9 protein-coding genes and 1 pseudogene are annotated in these 13,380 nt (G+C 67.8%); 3 read left to right on the top strand and 7 right to left on the bottom strand.

Annotation, left to right across the window (positions count from 1 at the left end; translation table 11 throughout):
* Positions 1 to 154 precede the first annotated feature (154 nt).
* Entirely contained in the window at positions 155 to 3,592 is a 3,438-nt protein-coding gene (locus tag HLH48_RS17355; RefSeq protein ID WP_182998737.1) for a transglutaminase family protein, read from the top strand.
* A 37-nt stretch (positions 3,593 to 3,629) separates the two neighbouring features.
* Here HLH48_RS17355 and HLH48_RS17350 read toward each other — a convergent pair whose 3' ends face one another.
* On the bottom strand, positions 3,630 to 3,992 hold the full coding sequence (locus HLH48_RS17350; protein ID WP_182998736.1) for a winged helix-turn-helix transcriptional regulator: 363 nt from the start codon (positions 3,990 to 3,992) through the stop codon (positions 3,630 to 3,632).
* Between the two features lie 134 nt (positions 3,993 to 4,126).
* Here HLH48_RS17350 and HLH48_RS17345 point away from each other — a divergent pair, with 134 nt between their 5' ends.
* The gene (locus tag HLH48_RS17345; protein WP_182998735.1) at positions 4,127 to 4,714 is read left to right on the top strand and encodes a glutathione S-transferase N-terminal domain-containing protein; all 588 of its coding nucleotides are present in this window, start codon (positions 4,127 to 4,129) and stop codon (positions 4,712 to 4,714) included.
* Positions 4,715 to 4,767: 53 nt separating this feature from the next.
* Positions 4,768 to 4,965: pseudogene (locus tag HLH48_RS17340) on the top strand (IS5/IS1182 family transposase); the annotation flags it as partial.
* Between the two features lie 11 nt (positions 4,966 to 4,976).
* Here HLH48_RS17340 and HLH48_RS17335 read toward each other — a convergent pair.
* The 6 genes from HLH48_RS17335 to HLH48_RS17310 all read right to left on the bottom strand — a co-directional run bounded on the left by HLH48_RS17335 (position 4,977) and on the right by HLH48_RS17310 (position 13,378).
* Positions 4,977 to 5,282, bottom strand: coding sequence for a CcdB family protein (locus HLH48_RS17335; RefSeq protein ID WP_182998734.1), 306 nt, complete (start codon positions 5,280 to 5,282; stop codon positions 4,977 to 4,979).
* Positions 5,283 to 5,483 carry a type II toxin-antitoxin system CcdA family antitoxin gene (locus HLH48_RS17330; protein WP_182998769.1) on the bottom strand — a complete coding sequence of 67 codons (201 nt, stop codon included), beginning with the start codon at positions 5,481 to 5,483 and terminating at the stop codon, positions 5,283 to 5,285. It abuts the gene before it with no gap.
* Positions 5,484 to 5,889: 406 nt separating this feature from the next.
* Positions 5,890 to 9,744, bottom strand: coding sequence for a glycoside hydrolase family 15 protein (locus HLH48_RS17325; RefSeq protein WP_182998733.1), 3,855 nt, complete (start codon positions 9,742 to 9,744; stop codon positions 5,890 to 5,892).
* A 340-nt stretch (positions 9,745 to 10,084) separates the two neighbouring features.
* Positions 10,085 to 10,618, bottom strand: coding sequence for a hypothetical protein (locus HLH48_RS17320; RefSeq protein ID WP_182998732.1), 534 nt, complete (start codon positions 10,616 to 10,618; stop codon positions 10,085 to 10,087).
* Positions 10,599 to 11,951, bottom strand: coding sequence for a tetratricopeptide repeat protein (locus HLH48_RS17315; protein WP_182998731.1), 1,353 nt, complete (start codon positions 11,949 to 11,951; stop codon positions 10,599 to 10,601). The genes HLH48_RS17320 and HLH48_RS17315 overlap by 20 nt, the downstream gene beginning before the upstream one ends.
* Positions 11,948 to 13,378 (bottom strand): HlyD family type I secretion periplasmic adaptor subunit, encoded by a 1,431-nt coding sequence (locus HLH48_RS17310; protein ID WP_182998730.1) that lies wholly within the window; start codon positions 13,376 to 13,378, stop codon positions 11,948 to 11,950. Before HLH48_RS17310 ends, HLH48_RS17315 begins: the two co-directional genes overlap by 4 nt.
* Positions 13,379 to 13,380: the final 2 nt, after the last annotated feature.

Below are 13,380 nucleotides of genomic sequence, written 5' to 3'. Positions count from 1 at the left end.
CGCGCCGTCGCCAAGGGCCAATCGGCATCATCGCCGCATTGCGATTATTCGGGGGCGGGGCGGCGTGAAATTCCGCGTGCCCCCCCTGTTCGCGGCGGACCATGCTGGGCTACCGTTGCCGGCACGGAATATCACTCTGGCTGAAGGTCGACGCATGACCCTGCACGTCGCACTGACGCATCGTACCGGCTATCGCTATGATCGTCCGGTCTCGCTCGGTCCGCAGACCATCCGGCTTCGCCCGGCCCCCCATGCCCGCACGCCGATCGTGTCCTACGCGCTGCGGATCGAGCCCAAGCCCCATTTCATCAACTGGATGCAGGACCCGTCGGGCAATTACCAGGCGCGGGTGGTCTTTCCCGAACGCGTGACCCGTTTCGAGGTCACGGTGGACCTGGTGGCCGACATGGCCACGATCAACCCGTTCGATTTCTTCCTCGAGCCCGAGGCCGAACTCTGGCCCTTCGCCTATGACCCCGTGCTGGCCGGCGAGCTGGCGCCCTATCGCGCCTGCGAGGAACCGGGGCCGCTGCTGGCCGCGCTGCTGGCGGGCATCGACCGGACCAGCCGGCGCACGGTGGACATGCTGGTGGCGCTCAACCAGCAGGTCCAGCGGCGCATCGCCTATGTGGTGCGGATGGAGCCCGGCGTGTGGACGCCCGAGGAAACGCTGGTACGGGGCACGGGCTCGTGCCGCGACAGCGCCTGGCTGCTGGTGCAGGTGCTGCGCAACCTGGGCTTCGCCGCGCGTTTCGTCTCGGGCTATCTGATCCAGCTCGTGGCGGACCAGAAGCCGCTGACCGGGCCCGAGGGGCCGGCCGAGGATTTCACCGACCTGCATGCCTGGGCCGAGGTGTACCTGCCCGGCGCCGGATGGGTGGGGCTGGACGCGACCTCCGGCCTGTTGACCGGCGAGGGGCACATCCCCCTGGCCGCCACGCCCGAACCCGCCTCCGCCGCGCCGATTTCCGGCCTGGTCGGCACGTGCGAGACCGAATTCGACTTCACGATGGCGGTGACGCGGGTGCTGGAGACGCCGCGCACCACCCGCCCCTATACCGACGCGCAATGGCGGGCGATCCTCGACGCCGGCCGCGCGGTCGATACGGTGCTGGAGGACGGCGCGGTCGGCCTGACCATGGGCGGGGAGCCGACCTTCATCGCCGCCGACGACATGGACGCGGCGGAATGGAATATCGACGCGCTGGGCCCGACCAAGCGCGCCTATGCCGGGCGGCTGCTGCGGCGGCTGGCGCCGCTCTGGTCGAAAGGGGCGGCGATCCAGCATGTGCTGGGCAAGCATTATCCCGGCGAGCAGTTGCCGCGCTGGGCGCTGCTGTGCCACTGGCGGCACGACGGCGTGCCGGTCTGGACCGACCCATCGCTGCTGGCCTCGGACGATGACAGCGACGACGCGACCGAGCAGGACGCCGCCGCCTTCTGCCGCGCGCTGGCCGAGCGGTTGCGGGTCGACCCCGCCCTGGTCAACCCGGCCTATGAGGACATCCATTACTATCTGTGGCGCGAGCATCGGCTGCCGGCCAACGTGATCGTCGAGGACGCCAAGCTGCGCGACCCGCTGGAGCGCGAGCGGCTGGCCCGCGTCTATGGCCATGGGCTGAACGTGCCGGTCGGCAGCGTGCTGCCACTGCGCGCCGTGGTGCGCGACGGGGTGCGCCGCTGGCAGTCGGGGCGGTGGTTCTTCCGCGGCGACCTGATGTTCCTGGTGCCCGGCGACGCGCCGGTGGGCTTCCGCCTGCCGCTGCAAAGCCTGCTATGGGCCAGCGAGGAGGCGATCGACCACGACATGGAGCGCGACCCGTTCGCGCCCCTGCCCTCTCTGCCGCCCCATCCGGCGCTGGCGCGCCGCGCCGGCCCCTCGCCCGGGGGGACCGACCCCGGCTGGGCGGACCGGCGCGTGCCCATGCCCGTGCCTGTATCCCCCGGGGCGGACGGGGCCGGCGAGTTGCCCGCCCTGTCGGACCTGCCGGCCCTGCCGCCCTATCCGGGCGGCGGCGCCGGGCGCATCGGGCTGGAGCGCGCCATCGCCGATCGGCTGGTGGCGGTCGGGCGCGAGGAGCCCGAGCTGGTCCGCACCGCGCTGGCGGTGGAGGCGCGCGGCGGCATTCTGCATGTCTTCATGCCGCCGCTCTACGCGGCCGAGGACTGGCTGGATCTGTGCGCGGCGGTCGAGGATACGGCCCGCGCCTTCGGCCGCAAGGTGGTGCTGGAAGGCTACCAGCCGCCGCGCGACCCGCGGCTGCTGAATTTCTCGATCACCCCCGACCCCGGCGTGATCGAGGTCAATATCCACCCCGCCGCGAGCTGGGACGAGCATGTCGGCCGCAGCGAGCAGCTTTATGACGAAGCCCGCGCCGTCGGGCTGATCGCCGAGAAATTCATGCTCGACGGCCGCCATGTCGGCACCGGCGGCGGCAACCATGTGGTGATGGGCGCCGCCCGCGCCGCCGACAGCCCGTTCCTGCGCCGGCCGGACCTGCTGAAATCGCTGGTCGGGTTCTGGCACAATCATCCGTCGCTGTCCTATCTGTTCAGCGGGTTGTTCATCGGCCCGTCCTCGCAGCATCCCCGCGTGGACGAGGCCCGCGACGACAGCGTGGCGGAACTGGAAATCGCGTTTTCCCAGGTTCGTCCCGACCGGCCGACCCCGCCCTGGCTGACCGACCGGCTGTTCCGCAACCTGCTGGCCGACATCACCGGCAACACGCACCGCACCGAATTCTGCATCGACAAGCTCTATGCGCCGGAAAGCGCCACCGGCCGGCTGGGGCTGGTGGAATATCGCGCCTTCGAAATGCCGCCCCATCACCGGATGGCGGCGGCCCAGATGCTGCTGATGCGCGCGGCCGTCGCCGCCTTCTGGACACAGCCCTATGAGCGGCGGCTGGTGCGCTGGGGCACGCGGCTGCATGACGATTTCATGCTGCCGCATTATGTCGGGCAGGATTTCACCGATGCCGTCGCCGAACTGCGCGCGCTGGGCGCGCCGCTGGAGGCCGACTGGTTCGCGCCGCACATGGCGTTCCGTTTTCCCGAAATCGGGTCCGTGCCGCTGCTGGGCATGACGCTGGACCTGCGCCACGCGCTGGAACCCTGGCACACCCTGGCCGAGGAACCCGCCGCCGGCGGCACCATGCGCTATGTCGACAGTTCCGCCGAGCGGGTCCAGGCCCGCGTGACCGGCTGGGTGGACGAACGCTATATCCTGGCCTGCAACGGCGTGGGCGTGCCGCTGACCCGCACCGAGCGGCAGGGCGAATATGTCGGCGGCGTGCGCTTCAAGGCCTGGAACCCGCCCAGCGCGCTGCACCCCACCGTGGGCGTGCAGACCCCGCTGGTGTTCGATGTCTACGACACCTGGACCGGGCGCAGCATCGGCGGCCTGACCTATCACGTCGCCCACCCTGGCGGCCGCAATTACGAAACCCGGCCGGTGAACGCCAACGAGGCGGAGGCGCGCCGCCGCATCCGCTTCTTCCCGTTCGGCCATACGGTGGGGGAGATGGCGCCGCCGGTCGTGCGGCGGTCCCTGGAACAGCCGCGCACGCTGGACCTGCGGCGGCTGGCCTGACGCAGGGCGCGATCAGGCCGAGGAGTCGTCGCGGGATTCAGTGTCTTTCGTCATAGCGCCGGCGGTTGTCGTGAATGATCGGCAGATGCGCGCGCGCCCACTGCGCCATCTGGCGCACCGGCTCGGAGAGCGAGCGTCCCAGGGCGCTCAGGGCATATTCGACCTGTGGCGGCGTCGTGGCGCAGACCGTACGCTCGACCATGCCGTCGCGTTCCAGCGTCTTGAGTGTCCGCGTCAGCATCTGCTGGGAAATGTCGCCGATCTGCCGTTTCAGCGCATTGAAACGCTGCGGTCCGTCGAGGAGCGCCACGACGACCTGCATCGTCCATTTATCACCGACGCGGCTCAGGACTTCGCTGACCGCGCGGCAATCCGCCCGGTCACGGGGTGGAGGAGTCATCTTCATATGACCTGGCCCTAAAAATATGCGTTCTTGGCGGGAGGCTGATAGTCACATATCTGGTCCTGGTCAATAATCGAGACCGTTTGGACCCGATGCGGGCTCCGACCGTCTCATTGCCATGGAGCCATCTCATGATCCTCTATGCCTCCCCGGGCGGTTGCAGCCAGGCGTCCCATATCGCTCTCGTCGAAGCGGGTATCCCGTACACGCTCGTCAAGGTCGGTCGCGACAAGAAGACCGATGACGGCCGGGACTTCAACACGCTCAATCCCAAAGGCTACACGCCCGCGCTGGAACTCGACGACGGGACGGTTTTGACCGAGAGCCTCGTTATCCTGAGCTACATCGCCGACATGTCAGGGCGACTTCTGGCGAAAAATGGCCACGAACGCTGGCGGGCGTTGGAAATCCTGGAGTTCATGACGACCGAAGTTCATGGCGCTTTCAGAGCGCTCTTTCGTACCGATTCCGCTGAGGCGGATAAAGACAAGTCTCGGACGATACTGGCAGGCCATTTCGGCCTGTTGAACGGGGTGCGTGGCGAAAGGGCGTTTCTGGTGGGAGAGCAGGTGACGATTGCCGACACCTATCTGTTCGTGATGCTCTCATGGGCGGCCATGATGGGAATCGCGCTGCCGGAGCGGTTGGCCGCTTACGCGGCACGCATGAGACAAATGCCGTCCGTCACGCATGCGCTGGTCGCTGAAGGCCTGGCCTAGCAGGCTGTCGGGTTGGGGTACCCGTTGAAGCGATGAGTCTATAGGGTGATGAGATGAGCCGCTTCATCCCCTTTGACCGCACGCAGCCATATCTTCTGCCACCTGATATGAAGTCATGGCTTCCGGCTGACGATATGGCGCACTTCGTCTTGGCTGCCGTTGAGCTGGTTCCGCTGACCGCGTTTTCCGTGCCGGTGCGCACGGGTGGCAAGGCGCAGTATCATCCGCGCCTGATGCTGGCCCTTCTGATCACCGTAGCGTTTCAGAAACCTGTGAGAAGCAGATCAAGCGCCTGAGTAATTTCGTTCTGACAAAGCGACAATGAAGCAATGATCTTCTTCAGATCACGGTCAGGAACTGCGGCCATAAACTGCGTCATCATGACGAAGGGACAGTCGTCAACCATAAACACCGGGTTTAGCCTCTTTGCAGGCTTTGGTGCGGTTCTCTGCGGCAGCAGCGGAACAACGACACGGGTACCCAAGGCGTCCAGAAGATCTGCCTGTACATCCAGAACGAAACGTGCCTCCCCCCGTCCGGCCAGACGATACACATCAAAACGGGCCATTTAGACGTTCCGATAGTCCGCCAGGGGAAGCCCGTTCTCTTCAACATACTGCCGTGAAGCTTCGAGGGAAGCGCGATTGTCTGCCAGCCATTGCTGAGCACGGATCGACGCGATAGCTGACTTAAGCCCCTGCTCGCAGGCCTGCGATATGTTGAGATCTAACGACTTGGCTTCTTCGAGCAGCTGAGCGGGTAGCGTCACATTTGTGGGGCGACGTGATGGAGTGCCGGAATGCACGCGAACCATAGCTTTGCTCCTAATATACTGGCAGCCAGAATATAGCACATGTTTATGCGCATTTGTATATCCATATTTTTGCGCGAAGGTATGACCGAGATGCGGGCGAAAGCGGCCCATCTTTTTCTACTTTTTATACCGGTCAATCAATGTTTAGGTCGCTGATACAGAGAGCCGGCGCATTCGCGAGACCCGCAGTCGAGCGTGCGTAGTCCGGACGCTTACGCCTAGCGGCTGTCGGGCCTTTTTTTCATGCCCCGGAGCGGACGCCGCCGGACCGTGACGGGGTGAACTGCCGTGAGGCGGAAACCGGCGCGGGAAGAAGGCCGCCCGAAGGCGGCCTTCCCCGATCGACCCGTGATCGGCGCGTTCAGGCCGCGAAGCTCAGGCCTTGCGTCGAGTCGAGGTTGTAGAAGGTGATCGTGTGCTGGTTCTGCAAATCCAGCGTCAGGTTGCCGCCGGCAAAGGAGGAGCCGGTGACGCCCTGGATCGTCGCCGTGTCCTTGGCGCCATTGAACCCGTAGACCATCGAGTTGCCGAGATCCGCGCCGAAATTCAGGTCAGCGCTGGCGGAGGCCGCTACGTTGGCCCAGACGCCGGTCGGATCGTTGGCGGTGATGTTCATCATGCCTGCGCCGGCCGTGATGGCGGCGCTGCTTTCCTCGCCCAGGGTGATGGAGTCGGTCGCGTTGCCGCCCGTGAAGGTCAGCGCGCCACCGGATTGCTGGCTGCCGATATAGGTCTCTTCGGTCCAGCCGACGGACTGGCTGGCATCGATCGTCATCTGGCCGGTGCCGCCGTAGAAAGTATCGAAGCCGCCCGTGGTGGAGGCGACCGTGACGTTGGCGCCGTTCATGTGGATGGCGTCGTTGCCCAGCGAGTTGATGGTGCTCGTCTGGCCGGCGCCGCCCAGATTCAGGTTGGTGTCGCGGCCGGTATAGAGCAGGTCGGTCTGCCCCGAGACGGTCAGGCTGGTGTGCGCGTTGCCCTGGTTGTCCACGCTGTCCAGGTTACCCGCGGCACCCTGGGCCACGATGTTGACCTGATCGGCCGAATCGTAGCTGCCGCCACTGATGTAGGCGTAGGAACTGGTGGTGTCCGGCTCGGACCCCAGGGTCAGGTTCGTCGTGCCGGCCGCCTGGATGGCGGTCATGTCGCCGGCCATGATGTTCGTGGAGGCGCCGCTGGATTCCGTGACGTCCAGGCTGCCGGTATCGCCGGTCGCGTTGTTGATGATCGTGCTGGTGGCCGCCCCGGTCAGCACCTGCGTGTCGCCCGCGCCGCCGAAGACGATCAGGTTCTGCACGCCCTGGCTGTTGTCGATGGTCTGGGGAGCGCCGGCGGGCGCCCGATTGGTGACCAGCGCCGTGTTGTTGCCGCTGCCCGGCGCGTTGCTCAGGACCAGATCCTGCGCCTGGGGCAGGCCGTCGGGGCCCGTGCCCACCGTGTACGCGCCGAGACCCTCCACCGCCTGATCGACCATCGCCGGGGCGGGGCCCTGGGGCGCCTCGCCGGTGATGGCAGGCATCAGCGTGCTGGTCTGGTTGGTGTCGTTGAGGATGTCCTGGACGTACCAGCTTGCCGTGACGGGCTCGGACGAGGTGCTTTCGATCGGCTGGCCGGTCGCCCAGTCGTAGGATTCGCCCGGCGGCGTGCCGCCATTGTCGTACGCCTGGTCGATCCAGTTCAGGCTGTTGTCGGTATAGGCCTGGTTGCCCTGGTCGTGTGACAGGATGCTGGCATAGGACGACATCTGCGGCCAGGACGGCGACAGCCCATGGGCTTCGAACGTGCCGCCCGGGCTCCATTGCGACGACTGGTAGAACGTGTCGTTCTGATAGCGCGAAAGGCCGTAATTGTCCTGCGTCAGCGCATTCTGCACCGCCGCGTCGTTCTCGACCGCATAGGTGCTGGTCGGCGACACCAGGCCCAGCACGGCCGCGATGTTGGTGTCGGCGTCGATGGTGTTGTCGACCGTGCCGTCGGGGTTCAGCATTTCGACGAAATGGCCTTCCTGCGCGTTCCACAGGCCCGGCTGGGATGCCGTCGTGGGGCGCAGGATGGCCTGCTGGATGGTCTGCGCGCCGGCGGCCCAGCCCTGGGCCAGGTTGCCCTCGCCGAGGGCCGACGCCATCTGGGACGCGGCGTTCAGCCCTTCGGCATAGGTGACCTGGGTGAAGGTGTGGTACCCGTACTGGTCTTCCCAGATCGAGAAATCGGCCGGGCCCAAGCCGTTGGCGCCGATGTTCTCGCTGATCCAGTTGGCCGAGTTGACCAGGGCCTGGCGCACGGTCGGGTCGGAGATGAAGGATTGCGCGGCCGCCGTGTTGCCCTGGGCCAGCAATTGCTCGTAATGGCGGTAGGAGCCGACCAGGAACAGGCCCTGCGCATCGTTTTCCGGTGCGACGAAGCCGATCGGCAGGTTCTGGTCGAATGCGCCGTAATTGGTCGAGAACGTGCCCGCGGCGTCACCGCTGTAGGTGCCGTTCATGCCGTTCTGCTGGACGGACGCCATCCAGCGCCAGAACTTGTCGGACTCGCCGGTCAGGCCGGCATCGTCGAGGCCCATGGCGGTCGCCGCGCTGTCGCGTACCCAGACCTTGTACTGGTAGGCCGGGTTGGTCGACGCCATGAAGGAGCCGTATTCGGGGCTCTGGGCCTGGAGGATGTTGACCAGGCTGCTGCGATAGGCGTCGCGCAGGGAGGTGCTGTCGACATCGTTGAGGGTCTGGCCGTCGACGGCGGTCGCGGCCTGGCCGCCGACGGCGACGGCGGAGGACGAGCCCGCGACGTCATAGGCCTGATCCAGGGTCTGGTCCCAGGCGCTGGCGGTCTGCGCGATCCAGGAATTGGCCGCCGCCGTACCGGACTGGTCGGTGACCTGCGTCGTCGTCGGGTCGGACGTGCCGGCCGGGTTGGTCGCCAGGTCCAGATTGGCGTCAAGCTGGCTCATGCTGGTGGCGGTGGTGATGTAGTAATCCAGCGTCACCGTCTGGCCGGGGTCGAGCGTGACGTCGGCCGAGGACTGGCCCACCGAAATGCCGGTGCCGGACGCGCCGCTGTCGCTGCCCAGCATCGTGCCGTCATTGTCGAACCCGCCGACGAGCCCCTGGTCGGGCGCTTTCAGCGACGGGTTGCCGCTGGCGCCGGACGAAAGCTGGTAGTCCCCGCGGACGTTGGTGCCGTCCGTACCGGCGGCGTGCTGCGCGTTGCCGGGCTGATAAGCGCCGATGGCCAGGTAGAGCGGCGCCTTGCCGCTGCCCTGGTCTTCCTGCACGATCCAGGCATTGTGCGCCGAATCCCAGGTGGCGCTTTCCTGCTCGCCGGTATTGAGGCCGGTGGCGTTCATCACGTCCCACACCAGCGGCTGCGTGCCGGCGGCCTGCTCGTTCGTCAGCGACAGTTGTTCGACGATCAGGTCCTGGTTCGGCACGGTGGCGTATGCCGCCTGGATCTGCACGGGCAGGGCCTGGCCGGTCGGCGAATAGGCACCGTAACTGACGTGCAGGATGCCGTTCTGGTCGAAGCTCTCGGTCGATTTGAAATAGGGCGAATAGGTCTGCGCCGTGTCGCCCGGGGTGACGTCGCGGAACCAGATGGCGTTGTAGTTGAGCTGATTCAGTTCGTCATTGCTGCCGACGTGAAGTTCCGACAGGCTGGGGCCGAAGGTCCATTGCTGCTCCGGCGCCATGCTTTCGCCCTGCACGAAGGCTTGCAGGTCGGTCATGTTGTTCATCGCCAGGGACTGGGCCGATGTCTCCTGGGACGGCTGCGCCCCCGGCGTGATCGTCGTGCTGCCGAGCGTGAAGGAAGGGCTGGCCTGGAGAGCCGACTGGGGAACGGCTGTCAGGCCGTTCACGGTATCGCCGGTCTGGTTGCTCAATTCGACCGTGTTCAGGCCCTGGGTCAGGTACACCGTGGTGGTGGCGTCGCCCGTCGCGGCGCCCGGAGTCTGGTCGAATTCGACCAGGCCCGGCTCGTCGTGGCCGTTGATCGTCAACTGCTGGTAGGCCGGGGCGTCGGCCGTATTCTGGTACGAAAAATCGAAGCTGTAATAGCCGGCGCTCGGCGCGAGGTAGTTGAAGCCGACCCCCGATGGCGCGGCATCGGTGGCCACGGGCTCGGGACCCGCCGGAAGATCGACCAGGCCCTCTCCATCCATGGAGGCGAAGCCATCGAGCACGTAGTCCGATGGCGTAAAGTGATTCTTTGTGCTGTCAGACACGATATTGCTCCCGTGATGTTATCCCCTTTAGACTGCATCGGAAGAAACGCAGCCTCCGGCGCGATGTCCGGCAGCGCCGATCGTAAGGAGAAAATTCCAAAAAGCGAATCATAATAGGATACGAAAACAGTATTTCTTATTTATTTATCATCGATTATTCGAATCACACACCAACGGGCGCGCACCTGCCGCCGCCCGGCATGGGGGACCGCCATCTTCTGGCCGGAGATCGGAAACGATCGTGATTCCATCGGGCCGGATTCCATCGGGGTGGATCAGGGAGGGAGGCCGGCGATCGGCTTGCCGCCCGAGGATGCCATCAGCGGCGTTTTTCGATTCTTCATCGTAATTCCGTGCCTTTTATGATCCTGACGTCACCGCCGGCCGAGATCACCGTGCTGCTGCCATCGCCGTTGGGAATGACGACCGCGTCGCCGCCCGCGGCGGCGTGGCCGTTCCCCGGCGTGTCGGGCGCCCTTGCCCGCGGGAGCGGGTTTCCGGCGATCGGCACGCCGTTGCGGATCGCGGCCTCTTCCCCCAGGCTGAGACTTTCTCCGGGCAGCAATCCGGCCTGCGCGGTCCCCTTGCCGCTCGTCGGTTCCCCGCCCCCGGTGGCGGCGGACATATCCGGCGCGGCGGGCCAGATATTGCCCGGCTCGGGCAGTATGGGCGGGGCCGCGACGGGGTCGCCGCGCACGCGCCGCAGGTTTTCCGCGTCGCCGCGGGGCCGGTTCGGATCGGCGCCCGGAAAACGGAAGCTGTCCGACCCGAATGTCCCGAGCCCCGAGCAGGATGGCAGCACCATCAGGGCCAGCAGGGACAGCCCCGCCCGGCGCATCGCCCGGCTTCCTTCGTCAGGCCCGGGCATCGGCATGGCCCCGTTCCAGTTGATCCAGGCGCGCCAGTTCGGTCGCGGCCCGCGCTTCGCCCTGCCGCTGGGCTTTCCGCAGCCAGTCGCGGGCCGCCGGCCGGTCGGCCGTCCCCGCCAGGCCATGCGCCAGGTAGCGCCCCAGCATGACCTGCGCCGGCGCATGGCCCCGCGTCGCGGCGCGATGAAACCACGCCTGCGCCTGAAGGCGTGTGTCCGGCATGTCGCCCCGCCGGTCGTGCAGCATGCCCAGCGCGAACATCGCCGGCGCATGGCCCTGGTCGGCGGCCCGGCCCAGCCAGCGCGCGGCCTCGATATCGTCGCACGCCATGCCCCCGCCGGCCTGGAAAAGCTGCCCCAGCGCGCAGGCGGCGCCCGGGTGGCCGGCCTCGGCCGCGCGGCGATACCAGGCGACGGCTTCGACAAGGTTCGGTGCCGCGCCATTGCGCCCGACATTCAGGTCGCCCAGCAATGCCGCGGCCTCGCGCTCGCCCGCCATGGCCGCGCGGCGCAGCCAGGTTTCCGCGCGCACGACGTCGCGTGCCACGCCGTGGCCGTTCAGGCAGGCCAACCCGTAGCGCAGTTGCGCGGCCGGGACGTCCTTCTCGGCCGCGCGGCGAAACAGTTCGGCCGCGCCCGCCGGGTCGGGCGCGCGGTCCTCGCCGCGCTCGCTCATCATCCCCAGCACATGGAAGGCGCTGCCCAGCCCCTTGTCGGCGGCCCGCTGGAGCGCCTGGCGGGCTTCGGCCCGGGCGTCGGCGCCCCCGGCCGCGCGCAGCAGTGCCAGGCCGAGCCCGAGATGACCCTGCGCGCTGCCGCCCTCCGCGGCGCGGCGATACCACGCCAGCGCGGCGTCGGGATCGCGCAGGTCCTCCGGCCCCTCGGTCAAGACATGCGCGACCAGGGCCTGCGCGTCTGCCAGCCCGGCCTCGGCCGCCAGGCGCGCCCAGTGCAGCGCCTTGTGGTGGTCCGGCGGGTGGCGCATGTCGGGCCGCGGGGGCCAGAGCCGGGCCGGCGCGTCGTCCTGGGGCGGGAGGCCGCGCAGATAGAGGGTGGCGAGCGCGAAACGGGCCTCGGGCCAGCCGGCCTCGGCGGCTCGGCGCATCCAGCGCGCGCCTTCGTCCCGTTGGCGCGGCACGCCATTGCCATCCAGATAGGCACGGGCAAGATGGAACTGCGCGCGCATGTCGCCGGATTTCGCAAGCCTGCCGAAGCGCGCCATGGCCTCGACCGGCCGGCCGGCCGCGAGCAGGCCCGCGGCGCGGTCGAAGGGCGCCTGGCGTGACAGGCGCGCCGCGAGATGCCGCGTGAGGACGGCGAGGCGGGCGGCCAGGCTCATGGCTCGCGCATGCCCTGGGTGGCGAGGGGGGCGATACGGTTGAACAGATATTGCAGGATCGTCCGCTTGCCGACCTTGATGTCCGCCGTCGCCGGCAGGCCCGGACGCGGGGTGAAGAACGCGGGCACGCCCCGCAGGGTCACGCGGTCGATGCGCAGGCGCACGCGATAGAACATGTGCTGGCCGTCATCGGCCCGGGGGGCGGCGCCGGGTCCCGGCGCATCCGCGCCGTCGTTGCCGGGGGAGAAGGAATCGGCGCTGATCGTGCGCACGGTCGCATCGGCACCGCCGTACTGGTCATAGGGAAAGGTCGCGAATTTGAGCAGCGCCTTGTCGCCCGGACGGACGAAGCCGGCATCGGCCCCGCGCAACGTGGCCTCCATCTCCAGCCCGCTGCCGGCGGGGACCAGCGTCATCATGCGGTCCGCCGTGCTCACGACCGAGCCCACCGACATGCGGGCGATGGTCAGGACCACCGCGTCGCGGTCGGCCCGCAGGGCCACCAGGCTACCCCGCAGGCGCGCCTTCGCAAGGTCGCTGCGCGCATCGAAAAGATGGTGCTCGGCCGCGGCAAGCTGCTGGAACGTCGTCGCTTTCCAGTCATCGATCGCGGCCGCGCGCTGGGCGATCAGGGCGCTGATCTTGTTCCGCGCGCCGGCGGCATCCTGCTGGGCGGCGACCTGGGCGCGCTCGATCTCCATGAGGTCGTTCTGGGCCCCCAGGGTGGACAGGCGGCTGCCGACCTGGTCGCGCTGGAGGGCGCGACGCATCGACAGCACGCTGGAAGAGACGCGCGCGCGGGCCGCATACATGGCCGCATTGGCCAGCGCGCCCTGCAACGCGCTCTGCTGCCCGGCGATCTGGTGGTCGTAATCCTGGATCCTGGCCGCGATTTCCTGGCGGCGGCGCAGGAAGGCCGCCGCCTCCTGCACCGAGGCGGGATTGCGCGGATCGGCGATGTAGTCGCGGCCTTCGGCTTCGGCCGTCAGCCGCGAGACCTCCGCCGCGTAACTGGCGACCTGCGCGCTGCGGTTTTCCAGATCGGCCGTGCTGATCGTCGGGTCCAGCCGCGCCAGAACCTGACCCTTGCGGACGACGTCGCCTTCATGGACGTCGATCGACCGCACGATCGAGGTTTCGAACGGCTGCACGACCAGCGTCGGGTCGGTCGCCACCAGCCGGCCGCTGGTGCTGACCACCCGGTCCAGCGGGAAGACCCCCATGACGACGACGCTGGCGACCGCCATCGCCGCGACCACCCAGGTCGTATGGCGGGCGCCGATGGCGGGCGGCAATGCGATGAGGGCCGAGCTGGGGGAATGAAATTCCAGCAACGCCGCCGGCAGGCCGGCGGGCGAAAACGGATGGTCGGCGGCGCGCAGGGATGGCGGCGCGGCGCCTTCGGCGGTGGTGTCGGACGTCTCCATGG

Origin of the sequence: Gluconacetobacter sacchari, assembly GCF_014174255.1 — a bacterium.
GTDB lineage: Bacteria > Pseudomonadota > Alphaproteobacteria > Acetobacterales > Acetobacteraceae > Gluconacetobacter > Gluconacetobacter sacchari.
This window is presented reverse-complemented; position numbering and strand designations above follow the sequence as displayed.

Bases quoted from the DNA above. Each gene is read 5' to 3' on its own strand.
- HLH48_RS17315 (WP_182998731.1), bottom strand. From the start codon at position 11,951: ATGAGCCTGGCCGCCCGCCTCGCCGTCCTCACGCGGCATCTCGCGGCG.
- HLH48_RS17355 (WP_182998737.1), top strand. From the start codon at position 155: ATGACCCTGCACGTCGCACTGACGCATCGTACCGGCTATCGCTATGAT.
- HLH48_RS17335 (WP_182998734.1), bottom strand. From the start codon at position 5,282: ATGGCCCGTTTTGATGTGTATCGTCTGGCCGGACGGGGGGAGGCACGT.
- HLH48_RS17350 (WP_182998736.1), bottom strand. From the start codon at position 3,992: ATGACTCCTCCACCCCGTGACCGGGCGGATTGCCGCGCGGTCAGCGAA.
- HLH48_RS17345 (WP_182998735.1), top strand. From the start codon at position 4,127: ATGATCCTCTATGCCTCCCCGGGCGGTTGCAGCCAGGCGTCCCATATC.
- HLH48_RS17310 (WP_182998730.1), bottom strand. From the start codon at position 13,378: ATGGAGACGTCCGACACCACCGCCGAAGGCGCCGCGCCGCCATCCCTG.
- HLH48_RS17320 (WP_182998732.1), bottom strand. From the start codon at position 10,618: ATGCCGATGCCCGGGCCTGACGAAGGAAGCCGGGCGATGCGCCGGGCG.